This is a genomic window from Burkholderia seminalis DSM 23518 (assembly GCF_902832885.1).
Taxonomy (GTDB): domain Bacteria; phylum Pseudomonadota; class Gammaproteobacteria; order Burkholderiales; family Burkholderiaceae; genus Burkholderia; species Burkholderia seminalis.
The window spans coordinates 1182323-1203712 of the sequence record NZ_CADFDK010000001.1; the positions used below are offsets into that span (position 1 = coordinate 1182323).

Annotated in this window: 19 protein-coding genes and 1 riboswitch; of the genes, 8 read left to right on the top strand and 11 right to left on the bottom strand. The window is 68.4% G+C overall.

The window, feature by feature from the left end:
* Positions 1 to 8: 8 nt before the first annotated feature.
* From HWX00_RS05525 to HWX00_RS05555, 7 genes are all read right to left on the bottom strand, one after another.
* A complete protein-coding gene (locus HWX00_RS05525; RefSeq protein ID WP_175029108.1) occupies positions 9 to 638 on the bottom strand; it encodes an NAD(P)H-binding protein in 630 nt (209 codons plus the stop codon).
* Between the two features lie 330 nt (positions 639 to 968).
* Positions 969 to 2360, bottom strand: coding sequence for a dihydrolipoyl dehydrogenase (lpdA, locus tag HWX00_RS05530; protein WP_175029107.1), 1392 nt, complete (start codon positions 2358 to 2360; stop codon positions 969 to 971).
* Positions 2361 to 2365: 5 nt separating this feature from the next.
* Positions 2366 to 3670 (bottom strand): dihydrolipoamide acetyltransferase family protein, encoded by a 1305-nt coding sequence (locus HWX00_RS05535; RefSeq protein ID WP_124609099.1) that lies wholly within the window; start codon positions 3668 to 3670, stop codon positions 2366 to 2368.
* Between the two features lies 1 nt (position 3671).
* Positions 3672 to 4712, bottom strand: a complete 1041-nt coding sequence (locus tag HWX00_RS05540; RefSeq protein ID WP_034186601.1) for an alpha-ketoacid dehydrogenase subunit beta — start codon at positions 4710 to 4712, stop codon at positions 3672 to 3674.
* A 2-nt stretch (positions 4713 to 4714) separates the two neighbouring features.
* Complete coding sequence (locus HWX00_RS05545) at positions 4715 to 5947, bottom strand: 3-methyl-2-oxobutanoate dehydrogenase (2-methylpropanoyl-transferring) subunit alpha (protein WP_175029097.1); 1233 nt, start codon at positions 5945 to 5947, stop codon at positions 4715 to 4717.
* Positions 5948 to 6348: 401 nt separating this feature from the next.
* Positions 6349 to 6975 carry a flavin reductase family protein gene (locus HWX00_RS05550; RefSeq protein ID WP_034186599.1) on the bottom strand — a complete coding sequence of 209 codons (627 nt, stop codon included), beginning with the start codon at positions 6973 to 6975 and terminating at the stop codon, positions 6349 to 6351.
* A 278-nt stretch (positions 6976 to 7253) separates the two neighbouring features.
* Positions 7254 to 7511, bottom strand: coding sequence for a hypothetical protein (locus HWX00_RS05555; protein WP_175029098.1), 258 nt, complete (start codon positions 7509 to 7511; stop codon positions 7254 to 7256).
* Between the two features lie 651 nt (positions 7512 to 8162).
* Between HWX00_RS05555 and HWX00_RS05560 the strand changes: the two genes are divergently transcribed.
* The 7 genes from HWX00_RS05560 (at position 8163) to HWX00_RS05590 (ending at position 15338) form a co-directional block, all read left to right on the top strand.
* Positions 8163 to 9188, top strand: coding sequence for a LacI family DNA-binding transcriptional regulator (locus HWX00_RS05560; protein ID WP_175029099.1), 1026 nt, complete (start codon positions 8163 to 8165; stop codon positions 9186 to 9188).
* 63 nt (positions 9189 to 9251) lie between these two features.
* On the top strand, positions 9252 to 10280 hold the full coding sequence (locus HWX00_RS05565; protein WP_034186593.1) for an ABC transporter substrate-binding protein: 1029 nt from the start codon (positions 9252 to 9254) through the stop codon (positions 10278 to 10280).
* A 17-nt stretch (positions 10281 to 10297) separates the two neighbouring features.
* Entirely contained in the window at positions 10298 to 11122 is an 825-nt protein-coding gene (locus HWX00_RS05570) for an ABC transporter permease (RefSeq protein ID WP_034186592.1), read from the top strand.
* 10 nt (positions 11123 to 11132) lie between these two features.
* Complete coding sequence (locus HWX00_RS05575; RefSeq protein ID WP_034186591.1) at positions 11133 to 12029, top strand: ABC transporter permease; 897 nt, start codon at positions 11133 to 11135, stop codon at positions 12027 to 12029.
* 13 nt (positions 12030 to 12042) lie between these two features.
* Positions 12043 to 13074 carry an ABC transporter ATP-binding protein gene (locus HWX00_RS37355; RefSeq protein WP_059560608.1) on the top strand — a complete coding sequence of 344 codons (1032 nt, stop codon included), beginning with the start codon at positions 12043 to 12045 and terminating at the stop codon, positions 13072 to 13074.
* Between the two features lie 86 nt (positions 13075 to 13160).
* Positions 13161 to 13985 (top strand): phosphodiesterase, encoded by an 825-nt coding sequence (locus HWX00_RS05585; RefSeq protein ID WP_175029100.1) that lies wholly within the window; start codon positions 13161 to 13163, stop codon positions 13983 to 13985.
* A 153-nt stretch (positions 13986 to 14138) separates the two neighbouring features.
* Positions 14139 to 15338: an MFS transporter gene (locus HWX00_RS05590; RefSeq protein WP_175029101.1), complete on the top strand. Its 1200-nt coding sequence runs from the start codon at positions 14139 to 14141 to the stop codon at positions 15336 to 15338.
* 21 nt (positions 15339 to 15359) lie between these two features.
* Here the strand turns inward: HWX00_RS05590 and HWX00_RS05595 are convergent, their stop codons facing one another.
* From HWX00_RS05595 to HWX00_RS05610, 4 genes are all read right to left on the bottom strand, one after another.
* Positions 15360 to 16535, bottom strand: coding sequence for an EamA family transporter (locus HWX00_RS05595; protein WP_175029104.1), 1176 nt, complete (start codon positions 16533 to 16535; stop codon positions 15360 to 15362).
* A 525-nt stretch (positions 16536 to 17060) separates the two neighbouring features.
* Positions 17061 to 17849 (bottom strand): molybdopterin-dependent oxidoreductase, encoded by a 789-nt coding sequence (locus HWX00_RS05600; protein WP_175029102.1) that lies wholly within the window; start codon positions 17847 to 17849, stop codon positions 17061 to 17063.
* Between the two features lie 29 nt (positions 17850 to 17878).
* Positions 17879 to 18511 (bottom strand): cytochrome b/b6 domain-containing protein, encoded by a 633-nt coding sequence (locus HWX00_RS05605; RefSeq protein ID WP_034186586.1) that lies wholly within the window; start codon positions 18509 to 18511, stop codon positions 17879 to 17881.
* 71 nt (positions 18512 to 18582) lie between these two features.
* The gene (locus HWX00_RS05610) at positions 18583 to 18855 is read right to left on the bottom strand and encodes a pentapeptide MXKDX repeat protein (RefSeq protein WP_034186585.1); all 273 of its coding nucleotides are present in this window, start codon (positions 18853 to 18855) and stop codon (positions 18583 to 18585) included.
* Between the two features lie 270 nt (positions 18856 to 19125).
* A riboswitch (TPP riboswitch) is annotated at positions 19126 to 19242 on the top strand.
* A gap of 126 nt (positions 19243 to 19368) precedes the next feature.
* Between HWX00_RS05610 and thiC the strand changes: the two genes are divergently transcribed.
* A complete protein-coding gene (gene thiC / locus HWX00_RS05615) occupies positions 19369 to 21300 on the top strand; it encodes a phosphomethylpyrimidine synthase ThiC (protein WP_175029103.1) in 1932 nt (643 codons plus the stop codon).
* Positions 21301 to 21390 lie beyond the last annotated feature (90 nt).

Here is a 21390-nt window from a genome sequence, read left to right on the forward strand (position 1 = left end):
GCCGCGCGTCAGACGAGCCGGTCCGATGCGACGACGTGCACGCCCGGCCGCGCGTCGATCGCGGCATCGACCAGCGCACGCGCGATCCGCGACGCCGGATTCACGCGCCACTTCGCCGGCAGCACCGGCCCGACCGCGTTCAACGCGAACACGAACAGCCGCTCGCCGAACCTGAATTCGTCACGACTGCCGCCGATCAGGCCCGGCCGCACATAGGTGAGCGACGCAAAGCCGACGCCGGCCAGCGCCTGCTCGACCTCGCCCTTCACGCGGTTGTAGAAGATGCGCGACGCGGTATCCGCGCCGAGTGCGGAATTCAGCACGTAGGTCGGCGTGCCGTGCCGGTGCGCGTGCCGCGCGACGGCCAGCGGATAATCGTGATCGACGCGCCGGAAGGCCGCCTGCGAGCCGGCGGCCCGCATCGTCGTGCCGAGCGTGCAAATGACCGCATCGGCCTGCCACCAGTCGGCCGTGTCGGGCAACTGGTCGAAATCGACCTCCAGCGCGCGCATCTTCGGATGCGGGGACAGCGGCCGGCGCGCGAGGACGATGACCTGATCGACCCGCGAATCGGCAAGCGCGACTTCGAGGACGTGGCGCCCGACGAGTCCGGTCGCGCCGACGAGCAGCAGTTTCATGTCCGGTTCTTCCGTGTGAAGCCTGCGTTGGCGGGCCCGATGCGGCCCGGTTTCCGGCTATCGACATGATCCCCGGCCGGCCGCTCGCGCACAACCCGTCCGTTGTCTCCAAAAATTACCGATCGGGCGTCTTCCCTGTCCTGTCGCGCGCCACGACGCGGCCGACGCCGGCCCGATCGACAGCCGGCCTTCGGCGATCAGCGCCGGCGCGGAAGCCGGCATCGATGCATTCCGCATACCGACTGGATGCACACGACGCAAGCGTGAAAAAGCACGAACCGCCGATGCGCGCATGGCACACCGGCGGTTCCGTTTCAGGCGGCCCGCCTATCAGACGTGCAACGCGTGCCCGAGCGCGCGCAATGCGGCCTCCTGCAGCGCCTCACCCTGCGTCGGATGCGCATGGATCGTGCCGCCGATATCCTCCAGCCGCGCGCCCATCTCCAGCGACTGCGAGAACGCCGCGGCCAGTTCCGACACGCCGCGTCCGACGGCCTGCCAGCCGACGATCAGGTGATTGTCGCGTCGCGCGACGACGCGCACGAAGCCGTCGGTCGCCTGCAGCGTCATCGCGCGCCCGTTTGCCGCGAACGGGAACGATGCGCTCACGCAATCGACGCCGGCCGCATGCGCATCGTCCGGCGACCAGCCGGCCGTCACGATCTCGGGATCGGTGAAGCACACGGCCGGAATCGACGCCGGCACGAACTGGCGGCGCCGGCCGGCAATCAGCTCGGCCACCATCTCGCCTTGCGCCATCGCGCGATGCGCGAGCATCGGCTCGCCCGCGACGTCGCCGATCGCCCATACGTTGCGCATCGACGTCCGGCACGTGTCGTCGATCCGCAGCGCGCGGCCGTTGCGATCGAGCTGCAGCGTCTCCAGCCCGAATCCGTCGACGCGCGGCCGGCGGCCGACGGCCACCAGCACACGATCGGCCGGCAGCGTCTGCTCGGCGCCGTCGGCGGCCTGCACGCGCACCGCGCCGTGCTCCGCCAGCCCGAGCACCTTATGGCCAAGCCACAGCCGGACGCCGAGCCGTGCGAGCGAATCGGCAACCGGCCGCCCGAGTTCCGCATCGTATGCAGGCAGCACGCGCTCGGCCGCCTCGACGACGCTGACGTCGACACCGAGCTTGCGATAGACGGTCCCGAGTTCGAGCCCGATGTACCCGGCGCCGACGACGACCAGCCGCTTCGGCAACGTCGCGGGCGACAGCGCCTCGGTCGACGACACGACGTGCCCGCCGAACGGCATCGTCGGCAGCTCGACCGGCTCGGAACCCGTCGCGAGCAACAGGTGTTCGCAACCGATCCGCACCGAATGATTGCCGGTGACGACGTCGACGGTCTTGCCGTCGATCACGTGGGCGTCGCCGTGCAGCACGCGCACGCCGTTTTTCTTGAGCAGCGCGCCGACGCCGCGCGTCAGCCGGTCGACGATGCCGTCCTTCCACGCGACGCTTTTCGCGATGTCGAGCTCGGGCGTGCGCACGCGGATCCCGAGCGCGCCTTCGCCCGCCTGGCCGCACGCCTGTTCGAACGCATCGGCCACGTGGATCAGCGCCTTCGACGGAATGCAGCCGGTGTTCAGGCACGTACCGCCGAGCCGGTCGCGCTCGACCAGCACGGTCGGAATGCCGAGCTGGCCGGCGCGGATCGCGGCGACGTAGCCGCCCGGGCCGCCGCCGACGACGAGCAGTGTGGTGTGTTCGTTCTTCATCGCGCTCACTCCACGAACAGCAGTGCCGGGCGTTCGAGCACCGCGCGCACGGCCTGGATGAATTCGGCCGCATCCGCGCCGTCGACGACGCGATGATCGAACGACGACGACAGGTTCATCAGCTTGCGCGCGACGACCGCCCCGTCGCGGATCATCGGCCGCTCGACGATCCGGTTCACGCCGACGATGCCGACTTCCGGGTGATTGATCACCGGGGTCGACACGATGCCGCCGAGCGCGCCGAGGCTCGAAATCGTGATCGTCGACCCGCTCAACTCGTCGCGCTGCGCGCGGTTCGCGCGCACGGCATCGGCGAGCCGCGCGATTTCCGCCGAGATCGACCACACGTCGCGCGCTTCGGCATGGCGCAGCACGGGCACCGTGAGCCCGCCGTCCGTCTGCGTCGCGACCCCCATGTGCACCGCGCCGTAACGCGTGACGACGCCTGCTTCGTCGTCGAAACGCGCGTTGATCTGCGGGAAATCGCGCAGTGCGATCACCATCGCGCGGATCAGCAGCGGCAGCGGCGTGAGCTTGCCGCGCGTGTCGCCGTAGCGTCGGTTCAGTTCCGTGCGCAACGACTCGAGCTCGGTGACGTCGATTTCCTCGACGTAGCTGAAGTGCGGGATGCGGCGTTTCGCTTCCTGCATCTTGCGCGCGATCGCGCGGCGCAAGCCGATCACCGGCACCTCGGTCTCGTCGTTGCGTTCGTCGTAGCCGTGCGCGTGCACCGGCCGCGCCGCGCCGCCGCCCGCATACGCATCGAGGTCCGCGTGCAGGATCCGCCCGGCTTCACCGGTGCCGCGCACATAGCGCAGCTCGATGCCCATGTCCCACGCGCGCTGACGCACGGCCGGCGACGCGAGCGGCCGTTCGCCCGGCGCGAGCGCCGCGCGCGGCTGCGCCGCCGGTGCGTCACGACGCGGCCGCGCCGGAGCGTCGCTCGCCGTCGGCCGTGCAGGCGGCTCGGCCGGCACGTCGACCGCCGGCTTCGCCGGCGCCGCCGCGACCGGTGCGGTTGCTACCTTTGTTTCCCGCACCGGTGCGCCGGCCTTCAGGTTACCGTCGCCTTCGACTTCGAGTCGAATCAGCTCGCTGCCGACCGCCATCATCTCGCCGATCCGGCCGCCCAGTTCGATCACCTTGCCCGTCACCGGCGACGGAATCTCGACCGCCGCCTTGTCGGTCATCACGTCGGCGAGCGGCTGGTCTTCCTTGATCGTCTGCCCGACTGCCACATGCCAGGCCACCAGCTCGACCTCGGCGATCCCTTCGCCGATATCCGGCATCTTGATGACATGAATCCCCATTTCACGCCTCCATCACGCGTCGCAACGCTTCACCGACCCGGGCCGGCCCCGGAAAGTACGCCCATTCCTGCGCATGCGGATACGGCGTATCCCAGCCCGTCGTGCGCTCGACCGGCGCTTCGAGGTGGTAGAAGCAGTGTTCCTGAACCAGCGAAACGAGTTCCGCGCCGAAGCCGCAGGTGCGCGTCGCCTCGTGCACCACGACGCAGCGCCCGGTCTTGCGGACCGACGCGACGATCGTGTCGAGATCGAGCGGCCACAGCGTGCGCAGGTCGATCACCTCCGCGTCGATGCCCGTCTCCTCGGCGGCGGCGAGCGATACGTGCACGGTCGTGCCGTACGTCAGCACCGTCACGTCGCTGCCGGGCCGCGCGATGGCGGCCGTGTCGAGCGGCACCGTGTAATAACCCTCGGGCACCGCGCTCGCCGGATGCTTGAGCCACGACGTGACCGGCCGTTCGTGATGGCCGTCGAACGGCCCGTTGTACAGCCGCTTCGGCTCGAGGAAGATCACCGGATCGTCGTTTTCGATCGACGCGATCAGCAGCCCTTTCGCGTCGTACGGATTCGACGGCATCACCGTGCGCAGCCCGCACACCTGCGTGAACATCGCCTCCGGGCTCTGGCTGTGCGTCTGGCCGCCGTAGATGCCGCCGCCGCACGGCATCCGGATCGTCATCGGCGCGGTGAACTGGCCGGCCGAGCGATAGCGCAGCCGCGCGCCTTCCGACACGATCTGGTCCGACGCCGGGTAGAAATAGTCGGCGAACTGGATCTCGCACACCGGGCGCAGCCCGTACGCGCCCATTCCGACCGCCGCGCCGACGATCCCGCCTTCGGAGATCGGCGCATCGAACACGCGCGACTTGCCGTATTTGTTCTGCAGTCCTTCGGTACAGCGGAACACGCCGCCAAAATAACCGACGTCCTGCCCGAACACGACCACGTCGCTGTCGCGGCCGAGCATCACGTCCATCGCGGAGCGCAGCGCCTGGATCATCGTCATCGGCTGCGTCGCCGTGTCTGTCTCATGTTGCGCCATGATCATGCTCCCAGTTCCTGGCGCTGACGGCGCAGGTGCGCGGGCAGCTCCTTGTACACGTCGTCGAACATCGAGGCCGGCGACGGAATCCGGTCGTCGGCCAGCGTCCCGTATTGCTCCGCTTCCTTCTGCGCGGCAATCACCTCGGCCTCGAGTTCGGCCGTCAGCGCCTCGTGTGCGCTGTCCGACCAGATGCCCTTCGCGATCAGGTGACGCTTGAAACGCTCGATCGGGTCGCCGAGCGGGAAATGGGACCAGTCGTCGCTCGGCCGGTACTTGGTCGGATCGTCCGACGTCGAATGCGCGCCCGCGCGGTAGGTCACCCACTCGATCAGCGTCGGGCCGAGATTGCGGCGCGCGCGCTCGGCGGCCCAGCTCGACGCCGCGTAGATCGCGAGGAAGTCGTTGCCGTCGACGCGCAGCGACGCGATCCCGCAGCCGACGCCGCGCCCCGCGAAGGTCGTGCCTTCGCCGCCCGCGATCGCCTGGAACGTCGAGATCGCCCACTGGTTGTTGACGACGTTCAACACGACCGGCGCGCGGTACACGTGCGCGAACGTGAGCGCGGTATGGAAGTCGGCTTCGGCCGTCGCACCGTCGCCGATCCACGCGGACGCGATCTTCGTGTCGCCCTTGATCGCCGACGCCATCGCCCAGCCGACCGCCTGGATGAACTGCGTCGCGAGGTTGCCGGAAATGGAGAAGAAGCCCGCTTCGCGGTCGGAATACATCACCGGAAGCTGGCGGCCTTTCAGCGGGTCGCCTTCGTTCGACATCAGCTGGCAGATCATCCGTTCGAGCGGCACGTCGCGCGTGATCAGGATGCTCTGCTGCCGGTAGGTCGGGAAGCACATGTCGCCGTCGCGCAGCGCCATCGCGTGCGCGGTGCCGATCGCCTCCTCGCCGAGGCTCAACATGTAGAAGGAGATTTTCTTCTGACGCTGCGCGATCATCATGCGCGCGTCGAAAATGCGGGTCTTGAGCATCGCGCGCAGCCCGGCGATCAGTCGCGCGTCGTCGAGCTCCGGCGCCCACGGGCCGACGGCCTGGCCGCTGTCGTCGAGCACGCGCACGAGGCTGCGGGCGAGATTGGCGGTGTCCGCCGCGGCCACGTCGATCGGCGGGCGGCGGACCGCGCCGGCCGGCGATAGATGCAGATAGGAAAAATCCGTCTTGCAGCCCGGACGCCCGGTGGGCTCCGGCACATGCAGACGCAATGGCTCTGACAGGCTCATCGTGTCGTCTCCACGCTCGATTGTGTCTCACGCTGTTGGGAACGCGCGGCCGGTTGCCGGCCTGCGCGCGGGTTGACGCGCGGATAAGCGCGTCAACCTTGGAAATCTATGCCTTGCGGCGCCGGGCGTCGATGTCCAAGCCGCTCGTTCGTCGTGAGCAGATTTGCCATGGCAGAGGTCCACGGCGCGCGTGGGGCGGGCGGAACCGGCGAAGGATGTGGTTGCTGCAGTGCAAGACCACCGGGCCGGCCGCGATCGGGCATCGGGGGCGGACGAATCGGCCCGTCCCTCTCATGCGAGGGTACGAAGCAAAAGACCCCGCGACATCGTTGCGCTGCGCGGGGTCCTTTCAGGTTCGGGCGCTTCGGCGCCCGGTCGCCGGCTTGCGCCGGCGCGATCGATCACGCGTCGGGACGGAAAATGTCGAAGCGACTGTCGGGCTTTACGTGCACGTAGGCCGACGGACCGCCCGCACGAAGAATGATGCCGGCGCCAAACGTGTCGAAGATGCCGTCCTTCAGCAGGTCGTGGCGGATATGGACGGCGATGACTTCGCCCAGCACGAGCGTTGCCGGCGTTTCGACACCGTGATGGTCGCGCAGCCGAATCACGTCGGTCACCTTGCATTCGAAGTTGACGCCGCTTTCCGCGACGCGCGGCACGTTGACGAGGCGCGACGGCACCGCGGTCAAGCCGCCGAGTTCGAACTCGTTCACGTCGTACGGCACGGCGGCGCAGGTCTGGTTCATCCGCTCGGCGAGCTCGCGCGTCGCGAGGTTCCACACGAACTCGCCCGTCTCCTGCACGTTGCGCAGGCTGTCCTTGGCGCCGGTACTCGAAAAGCCGATGATCGGCGGGCGATAGTTGAACGCGTTGAAGAAGCTGTATGGCGCGAGGTTGAGTGTGCCGTCGCTGCCGCGAGAAGAGATCCAGCCGATCGGGCGCGGGCCCACGATCGCGTTCAACGGATCGTGCGGCAGGCCGTGGCCTTGCGACGGTTCGTAATAGTGATGGGTCGAGTCGGTCATGACGATGTTTTTGCGTGACGCAAACGATGTTGGAGGCGGTCGGCGGGACGCGTGTGCCGATGGCGACCCACGCGTCCGGTACGACGGGCGTCGCCAGTATCACATGACGCCGTTTTTGCCGCAGCGCAGCGGCAACGCCAATGAAGGCTTCGCGTGTCCCGGTGCCCGCGTTGTGCCGGCGCACGGCGTCGCGCTTCAGGCGTCCGGTTCGCCGGGACGCGTCAGATGGTCGATCAGCCACTGCGTCGCGGGTCCGCACGCACGATCGGCCCGCCTGATCAACGACAGGCCGTATCGAAACACGCGCCCGTCCCCTGCCGGAATATCGCGCACTCATCGTCAGAAACGAGCCATGCGAACGGCCGGGTCTCGGGAGAGGGCATCGGCCGGGGATCTTTCGACACTCCGCCCGCCGCAACATCCTCGACATCCGTCCCCGACACCGCGGCCTCCGACGAATGGCCAGGCCGCACAAACAAAAAACCCGCGAGCGCTTCAATTCTCGCGGGTTTTTTCAGACCTTCATCGAAACGCATCGAAGCGATCGTGGTGCCGGGGACCGGACTCGAACCGGCAAGCCACTTAAGGCGGCGGATTTTCGTCACACTGCTTCTTTCAAAGCCGGCGTCGCGTAAGCGAAGCCGTTCGTGCGCTGGACTATGCCTTCACCGTCGCGCGCGGGCGTGACCGCTGCCCGTGCGCCTTAGGCGCCCCCCGTCTAGTCTCTACACCTTCCTCGCGGATGCCGCGAGGCTTGGCTCGGCGTTGCCTCGATGCGCGCATCAGGGGTTTCGCCGAATTTGAAGGGTTCTGCACCGACCGTTTCCGGCCGGGCACTCAATCGTTTAAGTCCGCTATGTTTACCAATTTCATCACCCCGGCAAGAGGGCGGACGCGATTCTACCATTGCTTGCGCATGCGTTCCCTTATTCTGCCGCACCGCATCGCGACACCGGCCGCCGTCGCGCGGATGCACTCCCGCCCGCTCGCCGTCGCTACGACAGGGCCGCCGGTTTCGTCGCGCGCCGCGCCCTCCCCGCTACAATCAAGCCCGCGTCGTCCGACGGCCCCAACCGTCTGACGTTTGTATCGTGCTTTTTTGCGAAACAAGCGTCGTGTGCGTCATCGCGAAGTCACAAACGTTTTCGATAATTCCCTCGCCGAAAACGTTTACATCGCGTTATTTCATGACCTCGACCATCAAGGACGTCGCTGCCCTCGCGGGCTTCTCGATCGCCACCGTCTCGCGCGCGATCAACGCCCCGCATACCGTCAGCCCCGCCACGCTGCAGACGATCCGCACCGCGATCGATACGCTGCAGTTCCGCCCGAGCCCGCTCGGCCGGCAACTGCGCGGCGAACGCACGCGACTCGTCGGCGTCGTCGTGCCGACGCTGTCGAACCCCGTGTTCGCCGACTGCCTGCAAGGCATCGACGCGCTCGCGACCGCGGCCGGCTTCAAGCTGATCGTGATGACGACCGAGTACGACGCCGCGCGCGAACGCCACGCGATCGAGACACTGCGCGAGCAGCGCGTCGAAGGGCTGATCCTCACCGTCGCCGACGCGGACACGCACCCGCTGCTCGACATGCTCGACCGCGACGGCCCGCACTACGTGCTGATGCACAACGACACGCAACGCCGCCCGTCGGTGTCGGTCGACAACCGCCGTGCCGCCTACGACGGCGTGCGGCTGCTGATCGCGCGCGGCCACCGCCGCGTGCTGATGCTGGCCGGTTCGCTCGCCGCGTCGGATCGCGCGCGCCAGCGTCATCTCGGCTATGCGCAGGCCCTCCAGGAAAGTGGCATGGCCACGCTGCCGCCGGTCGAGGTCGACTTCAACGCACCCGAGCTGCCCGAAGCCGTGCTCGCGCATCTCACCGCGCACGCCACACGCCCGACCGCCCTCTTCTGCAGCAACGACCTGCTCGCGATGGTCGTGATGCGCGGCCTGCGCCGCGCCGGCTTCTCGATTCCCGACGACCTGTCGGTACTCGGCTTCGACGGAATCGCGATCGGCGAACTGCTCGCGCCGCCGCTCGCGAGCGTGGCGACGCCGAACCGCGACATCGGCCGTCACGCGTGGCGGCGTCTCGTCGAATGCATCGCCGGCGCGACGCTCGAGCGCACGTCGCTGATCCTGCCGCATGCGGTGCGCGACGGCGCGACGGTCGCACCGCCGTCCACCGATCTGCAATGGCGCCCGGCCTGAACGCAGGCCGCCCCCGACAACCCCACCACCCCAGCGCACCACCCACTCGCCCGGAGACCCACCGTGTCCTTTCGCCTGACCTCGCTGCTGCGCGCGCTTGCCGCGCCGCTCGCCCTTGCCGCGCTCGTCGCCGGCGCGCCCGCCGCCCACGCCGACGAAACGGCGATCTGCTACAACTGCCCGCCCGAATGGGCCGACTGGGCCGCGCAGATCGCGGCGATCAAGCAGAAGACCGGCATCCGCGTGCCGTTCGACAACAAGAATTCGGGCCAGTCGATCGCGCAGCTGATCGCCGAACAGAAGAGCCCGGTCGCCGACGTCGTCTACCTCGGCGTGTCGTCGGCCTTCCAGGCGAAGGACAAGGGCGTGATCGCGCCGTACAAGCCCGCGCACTGGAACGACATTCCCGCGAACCTGAAGGATCCGCAAGGCTACTGGTTCGCGATTCACTCGGGCACGCTCGGCTTCTTCGTGAACAAGGACGCGCTCGACGGCAAGCCGGTGCCGCGTTCGTGGGCCGATCTGCTGAAGCCCGAATACAAGGGCATGGTCGGTTATCTCGATCCGTCGAGCGCCTTCGTCGGTTATGCCGGCGCGGTCGCCGTCAACCAGGCGCTCGGCGGCAGCCTCGACAACTTCAAGCCGGCCCTCGACTGGTTCCGCAAGCTGAAGGCGAACGCGCCGATCGTGCCGAAACAGACTGCGTATGCACGCGTGCTGTCCGGCGAGATTCCGATCCTGCTCGACTACGACTTCGATGCGTATCGTGCGAAGTACAAGGACAGCGCGAACGTCGAGTTCGTGATTCCGAAGGAAGGCACGATCGCCGTGCCGTACGTGATGAGCCTCGTGAAGGGTGCGCCGCACGACGCGAACGGCAAGAAGGTGCTCGACTTCGTGCTGTCGGACGAAGGCCAGAAGCTGTGGGCCAACGCCTACCTGCGCCCGGTACGCGCGCAGGCGCTCGGCGCCGACGTCGCCGCGAAGTTCCTGCCGGCGAGCGAGTACGCACGCGCGAAATCGGTCGACTTCGGCAAGATGGCGGCCGGCCAGCAGGCGTTCGGCCAGCAGTACCTGCAGGTGATGCAGTAAGCGGCAGGACACAATCGATGCTCGACCTGACTTTTCCGCTGCGCTGGCGCGTCGCGCTCGTCGCGCCGGCGCTGGCGGTGTTCGCCGCGTTCTGGCTGCTGCCGATGGCGGCGCTCGTGCAGGTATCCGCCGACGGCGCGTTCCTGTCGCACTACGCGGCGCTGCTCGGCAATGCGCGTTACATGAAGAGCCTCGGCGAGACGGTCGCGCTGTCCGCGGGCGTCACGCTCGCGACGCTCGCGCTGTCGACGATCTCGGGCCTCCTGCTCGCGCGCCGCGAGTTCGCCGGCAAGCGCGTGCTGCTCGCGCTGCTCACGTTTCCGCTCGCGTTCCCGGGCGTCGTCGTCGGCTTCATGGTGATCATGCTCGCCGGCCGCCAGGGGCTGATCGGCATGCTGTCGGCAAAGCTCACCGGCGACAAATGGGTATTCGCGTACTCGGTCGCGGGCCTGTTCGTCGGCTACCTGTACTTCTCGATTCCGCGCGTGATCGTCACCGTGATCGCGGCCGCGTCGAAGCTCGATGCGTCGCTCGAGGAAGCCGCGCGTTCGCTCGGCGCGTCGCCGTGGCGCATCTTCGTCGACATCGTGCTGCCCGCGCTCGCGCCCGGGCTGATCGCGGCCGGCGCGATCTGCTTCGCGACCGCGATGGGCGCCTTCGGCACCGCCTTCACGCTCGCCACCGACCTGAACGTGCTGCCGATGACGATCTATACCGAATTCACGCTGAACGCGAACATCGCGACGGCGGCCGGCCTGTCGATCGTGCTCGGCATCGTCACCTGGGCCGTGCTCGCGCTCGCGCGCCGTTTCACCGGCCACACCGCCGCCGCCGCGGCCTGAGGATTCCCGCATGCAATCGCTTTCCAGCTCCTCCGCGCCGTCACCGGCGCCCGCTCCCGCGCAGGCGAACGGCGTCGCGCGGCGCGCGCCGCACGTCACGGGCGCGCGCGCGATCGCCGCGCTGCAATGGGGCGTCACGCTGCTGCTGTGCGCGTTCCTGATCGTGCCCGTCGTGATGTCCGTGCTCGCGGGCCTGACCGTCAACTATTTCCGCGGCCTGTCGAGCGGCCTCACGCTGCGCTGGCTCGAACAGGTGTGGCAGCAGTATCACGGCTCGGTCGCGCTGTCGCTCGAAGTCGCGTTCGCGACGCTCGCGATCGTGCTCGTCGCCGGCGTGCCGGCCGGCTATGCGCTCGCGCGCAGCAAGAGCCGCGTCGCACGCGCGATCGAGGAGGCGCTCGTGCTGCCGGTCGCGCTGCCCGGGCTCGCGTCGGCACTCGCGCTGCTGGTGGTGTACGGCGGCTTCACCGCGTTCCGGATGAGCCTGTGGTTCATCGTCGTCGGCCACGTCGTGTTCACGCTGCCGTTCATGGTGCGCGCGGTGGCCGCCGTCGCGGCCGGCGCCGACCTGCGCACGCTCGAGGAAGGCGCGGCGAGCCTCGGCGCGTCGTTCGTCACGCGCTTCGTCACGATCGTGCTGCCGAACCTGCGCCCCGGCATCGTCGCGGGCGCGCTCGCGGTGCTCACACTGTCGATCGGCGAATTCAACCTCACGTGGATGCTGCACACGCCCGACACCAAGACACTGCCGGTCGGGCTCGCCGATACCTATGCGTCGCTGCGCCTCGAAGTCGGCAGCGCGTACACGATCCTGTTCCTGCTGATGACGCTGCCGCTCCTCGTCGCGATGCAGTGGCTCGGCGTCGATCCGTCCGGCACGCGTGCGCTCAAGCAGCGCCCGCGCTGAATTTTTCGCAGATATGAAACTCGATTCCACTCCCATCACCCTGACCCGTTGCGCGAAGACGTTCCGCGGCACGCGCGTACTCGAACCGCTCGACCTGTCGATCGGCGCGGGCGAGACACTCGTGCTGCTCGGGCCGTCAGGCTGCGGCAAGACGACCACGCTGCGCCTGATCGCGGGCCTCGACACGCCGGACGCCGGCGGCACGATCGCGTTCGGCAACGACGACGTCACCGCGCTGCCGATCGAGCGCCGGCAGGTCGGCATGGTGTTCCAGAACTATGCGCTGTTTCCGAACCTGACGGTGCGCGGCAACGTCGGCTACGGGCTGAAGATCCGCAAGACCGAGCCGCGCGCGCTGCGTGAACGCGTCGACGAACTGCTCGCGATGATGCGGCTCGACGCGCATGCGGACAAGCCGGTCGATCAGCTGTCGGGCGGCCAGCGCCAGCGCGTCGCGCTGGCCCGCGCGCTCGCGGTGCGGCCGCGCGTGCTGCTGCTCGACGAACCGCTGACCGCGCTCGACGCGAAACTGCGCGACGTGCTGCGCCGCGAGATGAACACGCTGCTGCGCGAGCTCGGCGTGACGACCGTCTACGTGACGCACGACCAGGCCGAGGCGATGGAACTCGGCGACCGGATCGTCGTGATGGGCGCGGGCCGCATCGAGCAGATCGGCACGCCGCGCGACATTTACTACCACCCGGCGAACCGCACCGTCGCGCAGTTCATCGGCACGCTGAACCGGCTCGCCGGGCAATGGCGCGACGGCGCGCTGGTGACGACGGGCGGCGCGATCGCGACGCCGCACGCCGCCGACGAATGGTTCTTCCGCCCGGAGGACGCGCAGCTCGCCGATCCCGCGCATGCGCCGCTGCGCGGCGCGGTCGGCGCGTGCGCGTTCCTCGGCGAGCGCACGCGGCTCACGATCGAACACGCGGCACCCGATGCGCTCGTGATCGACGTGCCGGGCCGCATCGCGCTCGCACGCGGCACGGCGGTCGGCCTCACGATCGCACCGGAAGGCCTGATCGCGCTCGGCGCGTGACCCGTCGTTCGGGCATCATTCCCGCAGCCCCCACCGCGGCGCACGACAGCGCCGCGACAACAAACAGACGATTCCGAGGAACGACGATGCTGCTTGCTCAAATCAGCGATCTCCACATCAAGCGGCCGGGCCAGCTCGCGTACCGGCGCGTCGACACGGCGGCCGCGCTTGCGCGCTGCATCGCGAAGCTGAACGCGCTCGAGCCGCGTCCCGACGCCGTGCTCGTCACCGGCGACCTGACCGACTTCGGCCACGACGAAGAGTACGGCAACCTGCGCGGGCTGCTCGCGGCGCTCGAGATTCCGTACTACCTGATGATCGGCAACCACGACGACCGCGCCGGGCTGCGCCGTGCGTTTGCCGCGCGCGCCGAATTGCAGGACGGCGCATTCGTGCAGTACGCGCTCGACGTCGGCGCGGTGCGCGTGCTCGCGCTCGATTCGCAGGTGCCCGGCGCGAGTCACGGCGATCTGTGCGACGCACGGCTCGCGTGGCTCGCCGCGCAGCTCGACGCCGCACGCGACCGGCCGGTGATCGTCGCGCTGCATCACCCGCCGTTCGTGGCGGGCATCGGCCATATGGACAAGCTGCGCCTCGCGCCGGCCGCTGCCGCGAAACTCGACGCGCTGCTGCGCGGTCATCCGAACGTCGAGCGGGTGCTGTGCGGCCACGTGCACCGCACGATGTTCACGCGCTTCGGCGGCACGCTCGCGGCGGCGGTGCCGTCGCCCGCGCATCAGGTGGCGTTCGACCTGCGGGCCGACGCGCCGTCCGCGTTCCGGCTCGAATCGCCGGCGTTCGCGGTCCATCGTTATGCGCCCGATACGGGGATGACATCGCATCACGTGTACGTCGACGAAGGCGCCGGCCCGTATCCGTTCTACGAACCGACGGGCGAACTGGTCGACTGACGGCTTGCGGCACGCACGGCGGCGGGCGGCGGCCGGTTCGCCGCCTGCCCGGCAGGATTCGCGTCGCTCCGGTATGATCGGCAGCCTCGACCGGCGCTCGGCCCGCCTGTGCACCCGACGCTCGCCACGCCGTCCAACTCCGTCCGCGCAGCCATGTCCACCGCCTCCACCGACCGTCCGACCGACACCGCCTCGCCCCACTACTCGCGCAGCCTGCTGTTGCTGCTCGCGACGATCGCGGGCGTATCGGTCGCGAACATCTACTACAACCAGCCGCTGCTCGACAGCTTCCGCTCGACTTTTCCCGACGGCGCGTCATGGATCGGCGCGGTGCCGACCGCGACGCAGCTCGGTTATGCCGCCGGCATGTTCCTGCTCGCGCCGCTCGGCGACCGGTTCGACCGCCGCGGGCTGATCCTGATGCAGATCGCCGGCCTGTCGGTCGCGCTGATCGTGGCGGCCACCGCGCCGTCGCTGGCCGTACTCGCCGTCGCGAGCCTCGCGATCGGCGTCCTCGCGACCATCGCGCAGCAGGCCGTGCCGTTCGCCGCCGAAATCGCGCCGCCCGCCGAACGCGGGCATGCAGTCGGCACCGTGATGAGCGGCCTGCTGCTCGGCATCCTGCTCGCGCGCACGGCCGCCGGTTTCGTCGCCGAGTATTTCGGCTGGCGCGCGGTGTTCGCCGCGTCGGTCGCGGCACTCGTCGTGCTCGCCGCCGTGATCGTGATGCGGCTGCCGCGCAGTTCGCCGACGTCGACGCTGTCGTACGGCAAGCTGCTCGGCTCGATGTGGCATCTGGCCGTCGAACTGCGCGGGCTGCGCGAGGCGTCGCTGACGGGTGCCGCGCTGTTCGCGGCGTTCAGCGCGTTCTGGCCCGTGCTGACGCTGCTGCTCGCAGGCGCGCCGTTCCATCTCGGCCCGCAGGCTGCCGGCCTGTTCGGGATCGTCGGGGCGGCCGGCGCGCTCGCGGCGCCGTACGCCGGCCGCTTCGCGGACACGCGCGGCCCGCGCGCGATCATCTCGCTCGCGATCGCGCTGTTGGCGTTGTCATTCGTGATTTTTGCGGTGTCGGGTTCGAGCCTCGCCGGACTCGTGATCGGCGTGATCGTGCTGGATGTCGGCGTACAGGCCGCGCAGATCTCCAACCAGTCGCGCATCTATGCGCTGAAGCCCGACGCGCGCAGCCGCGTGAACACGGTGTACATGGTGTGTTACTTCATCGGCGGCGCGCTCGGCTCGTCGGTCGGGGTTGCCGCATGGCATGCGTTCGGCTGGACCGGCATGTGCGCGACGGGGCTGCTGTTCGCCGCGCTCGCGGGCTGGTCCCACCATCGCGGCGGCCGGCACGGCTGAGCGCGGCCGGCCACGGCGGCGTCACGCGTCGGCGCGCGGCACGGCCGGTTCGTCGACGGGCGGCGGCGCGAACGCCGGTGCCGGGTCGATCACCGCGGCGGGATCCATCACGGCAGCCGGCGCCGGCACCGCGAGCGGAACGGCGGAAGGCGCGAGGATCGGCGCCGCTTCGGGAATCGCGATCTGCTCGGGGGCGGCATCGGCCGCCGCCGGCGCGTGCTCGGCCGCCACGGCCGCCGAACTGTCGGCCGCCGCCCGTGCCGCCGGCCGACGCGCCGGATCGAACACGAACGACAGCGCGACACTGCCGAGGATCGCGACGGTCGCGACCACGGTCGCCATCGTCACCGGCTCGCCGAGCAGCAGCGCACCGAGCGCGACCGCGACGATCGGGTTCACGTACATGCAGCTGCTCGCGATGATCGGGCTCGTATGGCGGATCAGATAGCCGTACGCGACATACGCGGCCATCGTGCAGAACACCATCAGGTACAGGAACGCGAACACCGGCCCCACCATCACCTGTTCGATGCGTTCGCCGATCAGCCAGGCGACGAGCGTCGAAATCAGGCCGCCGAGGCCGATCTGCAGCGACGTCGACAGGAACAGGTCCGACGGCAGCCTGAGCCGCGTCGCGAGGTGCGCGCCGCCCGCCCAGAACAGCGCGCCGGCCAGCACGCAGATCGTGCCCAGTGCCGAATTCCGGGCCGCCGCGCCACCCGAGTTCAGCACGACGATACCGACCATCCCGAGCGCGACGGCCGCCCACTCGCCCTTCGTCACGGGCCGCCCGGCCACCGCCGCGATCACCGTCGCGAACAGCGGCACGGTCGCCACCATCACCGCGGCCGAGCCGCTGCTGACCGAGCTGATCCCCAGCGCGATCGTGCCGGACGACAGCGCGACGAGCATCGTGCCGACGATCCCCGCGTTGCGAATTTCGAGCAGCGTCGGCCATTCGGGCTTGCGTCGCAGCGCGAAGATGAACAGGCCGATCCCGCCGAGCAGGTTGCGCAGCCCCGACAGCAGCAGCGGCGGGAACGACTGCAGCGCGAAATGCAGGCCGCTGTAGGTCGAACCCCAGACGAAATAGATGAACACGAGCGCCAGCGCGACCCGGCCGCCGCGGCTTTGCGGCAGGCGGATCCGGAACGAAAAGCGCGCGAGGAAATCGAGCAGGCGGTCGAGCGGCGTCATCGTGCAGCCCGCCCGCACGTCACGCCGCGTGCCCCGCTGAAAGACGCCGGCCATGCCGGCAAACGGTCCTGGCGGGACCGGAAAGGCAGAGCGAACGTGCGGAACGACATGGCAGTGCGAACGGCGACGAAAGAGAACCGGCGAGCGGCGGCAGAGGGACAAAAAAAACGTGCGCACCCGCTTCGGCTGCACACGCTCGGCATTATGGCATCAAGGATTCGAAAGCATCGTCAGACCTGTCTGAAAGCATAAAGACTGACGTTTCGGCGCGACATTTTTCGGCCCGCACGCGGATGAAATCCGGGGCCGGATGAACGGAACGCGCGCGCACCCGCGCAATCCGGGGCCGTCGAATCCGGCGTCGGTCAAACGGCCCGCCGTGCGCGCCGGTCCGTCCGTCGCGCCGGTCGTGACGGACGACGGGTGGGCTCGACGCGTTCGTGAACAGGGCCGCTGCGGTCGGCCCGCCTGTCGATCTTCAGGTGCGCGAATCCGCGTGCCGGACGCGCGCGCCCCGTGCGACGCTCACGATCCGCCGAACCAGTTGTAGCCCTGATCGACCCAGTAGCCGCCCGGGAACGTATCGGTCACGAAGATTTCCATGATGTGCTTCGGATTCTTGTAACCGAGCTTGGTCGGCATCCGCAGCTTCATCGGGAAGCCGTACTCCGGCGGCAACTGGCGGCCGTCGTACTCGAGCGCGAGCAGCGTCTGCGGATGCAGCGCGGTCGGCATGTCGATGCTTTCGTAATAATCGTCCGCGCACTTGAAGCCGACGTATTTCGCCCGCGTGTCGGCGCCGGCGCGCGCGAGGAACGCGCCGAACGGCGTGCCGCCCCAGCGGCCGATCGCACTCCACCCTTCGACGCAGATGTGCCGCGTGATCTGTTCCGCATGCGGCAGCGCGCGCAGCTCGTCGAGCGTCCACACGCGCTTGCCCGTCACGCGGCCGGACAGCACGAGGCGATACGTCGACGCATCGACGTGCCGCACTTCGTCGATCCCGTAGTACGCGTTGAACGGGAACGGACGCGTGATGTCGGCCTCGGTGTAGGTCGGCGCGAGCCGGTCGGGGTTGAACAGCCACGCCTGCACGCGATCGTTCATGCGCGACACTTTCTCGAGAAACGTGTTGACCGACGCGTCGTCCTGCAACGTGCAGCCGGTCAGCATCGCGAGGCCGCCGAGCGTCAGGACGCGCCGGTTGAAGAGCCGCCGCGACGGCATCTCGAGCTCGCGGCGCACGTCGAGTTCGAGCGACTTGCGGTCGAGCGTCCAGCGCGACTCGTCGCGGTTTTTTTCGGATTCCGACATGATGATTTCCTTCGCCCGCGGTGGGCAGGTCAGCGGCCGCGCAACATCGCGAGCAGCGAGCGCGGCACCAGCAGCGCCATCGCGACATGGACGACAAAGAAGGCGACCAGCAGCGACATCGCCCAGAAATGCACGACGCGTGCGTTGTCGTAGCCGCCGAACAGTTCGCGCAGCAGCGGAAACTGGACGGACTTCCAGATCGTGAGCCCCGACAGCACCAGCACGACGAGATCGACGATCGCGGTCAGGTACGCGGCACGCTGCACCGCGTTGTAGACGCTCAGGTCGTCATGCGCGAGCCGCCCGCCGAGCGCGGCGCGGATGTCGCGCCATACGGATGCCGGCGTGACGGGCAGCAGCTTGCGCGCGAAGCGCCCCGTCGCGATCGACATCGCGAGGTAGAACAGCCCGTTGGCGACCAGCAGCCACATCGCCGCGAAATGCCATTGCAGCGCGCCGCCGAGCCAGCCGCCGAGCGTAATGCCGTGCGCGAACGTGAATGACGGATAGATCGGCGACGCGTCGTAGATGCGCCAGCCCGACAGCGCCATCAGGATCGCCGCGAGCGCGTTGAGCCAGTGGCTCACGCGCACCCACGGCGGATGAATCGTGGGCGCGGGCGGCGGCGTGCTCGTGCGATCCGTGACAGGAACCGTTTGCATGATGAAGACTCCCGGATTGAGGCGTCGGGGCGGGACGCGATGCGTGTTGCCGGTCGCGCCCCGCGCATTCGTCAGTTCGACGGGCTCATGGCGTCCTTCTTCATCGCGTCGCCCTTGGACATCGCGTCGTGGCCCATCGCGTCCTTCTTCATCGCGTCGTGCTTCATGCCGTCCTTCTTCATGCCGTCCTTCTTCATCGCGCCGTCCTTGGCCATCGCGTCGTGGCCCATCGCGTCCTTCGACATCGACATGCCGTCCTTCGACATCGCATCGTTCTGCGCATATGCGCCCGTTGCGATCGTGGCAAGCGCGGCGACACAGGCAACCAGGAATACGTTTTTCATGACATCTCTCCACTACATGGGTTTAGGAGCCGAATAGACGGAGCACACCGCCGGAAATGACAGCGATGTCAAAAAAAATTCTAGACGCCGAAAATGAAGACGCGAATGCTGCACCGCTCGACCCTGGGCGGCCCCACCGGGAAGCCGTTCGGCGGCCGCGATTGCTGCGGCGCACCCCGCCCGGTCCGGCCGCGGCGATCAAGCGATCGCCCGGCGGCATCCGCTCCGCTCCCGGTTGAAACCGCCGCCAAGCCGGTGTATCGTGTGCCCTTGCTAACGCGGGGGTCCTGCAATGCGCCCGGTCAAACAACCGGCATTGCGGGTGAGAAATACCCTTTGAACCTGATCTGGATAATGCCAGCGCAGGGAAGCGTACGGATTTCGCCGCCATCCCTCTGACGAAACCCGCCGCCTCACGAATCTCGTCTCCTGCTTAGCTCGCGCCCCACAATTGCTTTGCATGGGGCCCGAGTAAGCGCCGAAGCGCCGACTCGGGCCGACACAGGAGATCGAATGAACGCCAATCCGAAGTTTCTGTCCGCCGACGCCCACGTCGACGCGGCTGCCGTCGCGCCGCTGCCGAATTCGCGCAAGGTCTATGTCACCGGCTCGCAGCCCGACATCCGCGTGCCGATGCGCGAAATCACGCAGGCCGACACGCCGACCGGCTTCGGCGGCGAAAAGAATCCGCCGATCTACGTGTACGACACGTCGGGCCCCTACACCGATCCGGACGCGAAGATCGACATCCGTGCAGGCCTGCCCGCGCTGCGCCAACGCTGGATCGAGGCACGCGGCGACACCGACGTGCTCTCCGGCCTGTCGAGCCAGTACGGCCTCGAGCGCGCGGCCGATCCGGCCACGGCCGACCTGCGTTTCCCCGGCCTGCACCGCAACCCGCGTCGCGCCCGGGCCGGCAAGAACGTCACGCAGATGCACTACGCGCGCCAGGGCATCATCACGCCGGAAATGGAGTACATCGCGATCCGCGAGAACCAGCGCCGCGCCGAATACATCGAGAGCCTGAAGTCGAGCGGCCCGAACGGCGCGAAGCTCGCCGCGATGATGGGCCGCCAGCACCCGGGCCAAGCATTCGGCGCCGCGGCCTTCGGCGCGAATGCGCTGGCCGAGATCACGCCGGAATTCGTGCGCGACGAAGTCGCACGCGGCCGCGCGATCATCCCCGCGAACATCAACCACCCGGAATCCGAGCCGATGATCATCGGCCGCAACTTCCTCGTGAAGATCAACGCGAACATCGGCAACTCGGCCGTCACGTCGTCGATCGGCGAGGAAGTCGACAAGATGACGTGGGCGATCCGCTGGGGCGGCGACACGGTGATGGACCTGTCGACCGGCAAGCACATCCATGAAACGCGCGAGTGGATCATCCGCAACAGCCCGGTGCCGATCGGCACGGTGCCGATCTACCAGGCGCTCGAGAAGGTCAACGGCAAGGCCGAGGACCTGACCTGGGAAATCTTCCGCGACACGCTGATCGAGCAGGCCGAGCAAGGCGTCGACTACTTCACGATCCACGCCGGCGTGCGCCTGCAGTACGTGCCGCTCACCGCGAACCGGATGACGGGCATCGTGTCGCGCGGCGGCTCGATCATGGCGAAGTGGTGCCTCGCGCATCACAAGGAAAGCTTCCTGTACGAACACTTCGAAGAGATCTGCGAGATCATGAAGGCGTACGACGTGAGCTTCTCGCTCGGCGACGGCCTGCGTCCCGGCTCGATCTACGACGCGAACGACGAAGCGCAGCTCGGCGAGCTGAAGACGCTCGGCGAGCTCACGCAGATCGCGTGGAAGCACGACGTGCAGGTGATGATCGAAGGCCCCGGCCACGTGCCGATGCAGCTGATCAAGGAGAACATGGATCTCCAGCTCGACTGGTGCAAGGAAGCGCCGTTCTACACGCTCGGGCCGCTGACGACCGACATCGCACCGGGCTACGACCACATCACGTCGGGCATCGGCGCGGCGATGATCGGCTGGTTCGGCACCGCGATGCTCTGCTACGTGACGCCGAAGGAACACCTCGGCCTGCCGAACAAGGACGACGTGAAGGAAGGCATCATCACGTACAAGCTCGCCGCGCACGCCGCCGACCTCGCCAAGGGTCACCCGGGCGCGCAGGTGCGCGACAACGCGCTGTCGAAGGCACGCTTCGAGTTCCGCTGGGAAGATCAGTTCAACATCGGTCTCGATCCGGACAAGGCGCGCGAATTCCACGACGAAACGCTGCCGAAGGATTCGGCGAAGGTCGCGCACTTCTGCTCGATGTGCGGCCCGCACTTCTGCTCGATGAAGATCACGCAGGACGTGCGCGAGTTCGCGGCACAGCAGGGCGTGTCGGAAACCGAGGCGCTGAAGAAAGGGATGGAAGTGAAGGCGGTCGAGTTCGTCAAGACCGGCGCCGAGATCTATCACCGTCAGTAAGCGCAAGCAGCGATCCGCGCCGGGTCGCATCGCGATGCATGAAGCCCGCTTTCGAGCGGGCTTTTTTGCGCACGTCGCGTGCCTGCGGCG

Coding starts and splice junctions, on each gene's coding strand:
- HWX00_RS05525 (WP_175029108.1), bottom strand. CDS start 638: ATGAAACTGCTGCTCGTCGGCGCGACCGGACTCGTCGGGCGCCACGTC.
- lpdA (WP_175029107.1), bottom strand. CDS start 2,360: ATGAAGAACGAACACACCACACTGCTCGTCGTCGGCGGCGGCCCGGGC.
- HWX00_RS05535 (WP_124609099.1), bottom strand. CDS start 3,670: ATGGGGATTCATGTCATCAAGATGCCGGATATCGGCGAAGGGATCGCC.
- HWX00_RS05540 (WP_034186601.1), bottom strand. CDS start 4,712: ATGGCGCAACATGAGACAGACACGGCGACGCAGCCGATGACGATGATC.
- HWX00_RS05545 (WP_175029097.1), bottom strand. CDS start 5,947: ATGAGCCTGTCAGAGCCATTGCGTCTGCATGTGCCGGAGCCCACCGGG.
- HWX00_RS05550 (WP_034186599.1), bottom strand. CDS start 6,975: ATGACCGACTCGACCCATCACTATTACGAACCGTCGCAAGGCCACGGC.
- HWX00_RS05555 (WP_175029098.1), bottom strand. CDS start 7,511: ATGCGTTTCGATGAAGGTCTGAAAAAACCCGCGAGAATTGAAGCGCTC.
- HWX00_RS05560 (WP_175029099.1), top strand. CDS start 8,163: ATGACCTCGACCATCAAGGACGTCGCTGCCCTCGCGGGCTTCTCGATC.
- HWX00_RS05570 (WP_034186592.1), top strand. CDS start 10,298: ATGCTCGACCTGACTTTTCCGCTGCGCTGGCGCGTCGCGCTCGTCGCG.
- HWX00_RS05575 (WP_034186591.1), top strand. CDS start 11,133: ATGCAATCGCTTTCCAGCTCCTCCGCGCCGTCACCGGCGCCCGCTCCC.
- HWX00_RS37355 (WP_059560608.1), top strand. CDS start 12,043: ATGAAACTCGATTCCACTCCCATCACCCTGACCCGTTGCGCGAAGACG.
- HWX00_RS05585 (WP_175029100.1), top strand. CDS start 13,161: ATGCTGCTTGCTCAAATCAGCGATCTCCACATCAAGCGGCCGGGCCAG.
- HWX00_RS05590 (WP_175029101.1), top strand. CDS start 14,139: ATGTCCACCGCCTCCACCGACCGTCCGACCGACACCGCCTCGCCCCAC.
- HWX00_RS05595 (WP_175029104.1), bottom strand. CDS start 16,535: ATGACGCCGCTCGACCGCCTGCTCGATTTCCTCGCGCGCTTTTCGTTC.
- HWX00_RS05600 (WP_175029102.1), bottom strand. CDS start 17,849: ATGTCGGAATCCGAAAAAAACCGCGACGAGTCGCGCTGGACGCTCGAC.
- HWX00_RS05605 (WP_034186586.1), bottom strand. CDS start 18,511: ATGCAAACGGTTCCTGTCACGGATCGCACGAGCACGCCGCCGCCCGCG.
- HWX00_RS05610 (WP_034186585.1), bottom strand. CDS start 18,855: ATGAAAAACGTATTCCTGGTTGCCTGTGTCGCCGCGCTTGCCACGATC.
- thiC (WP_175029103.1), top strand. CDS start 19,369: ATGAACGCCAATCCGAAGTTTCTGTCCGCCGACGCCCACGTCGACGCG.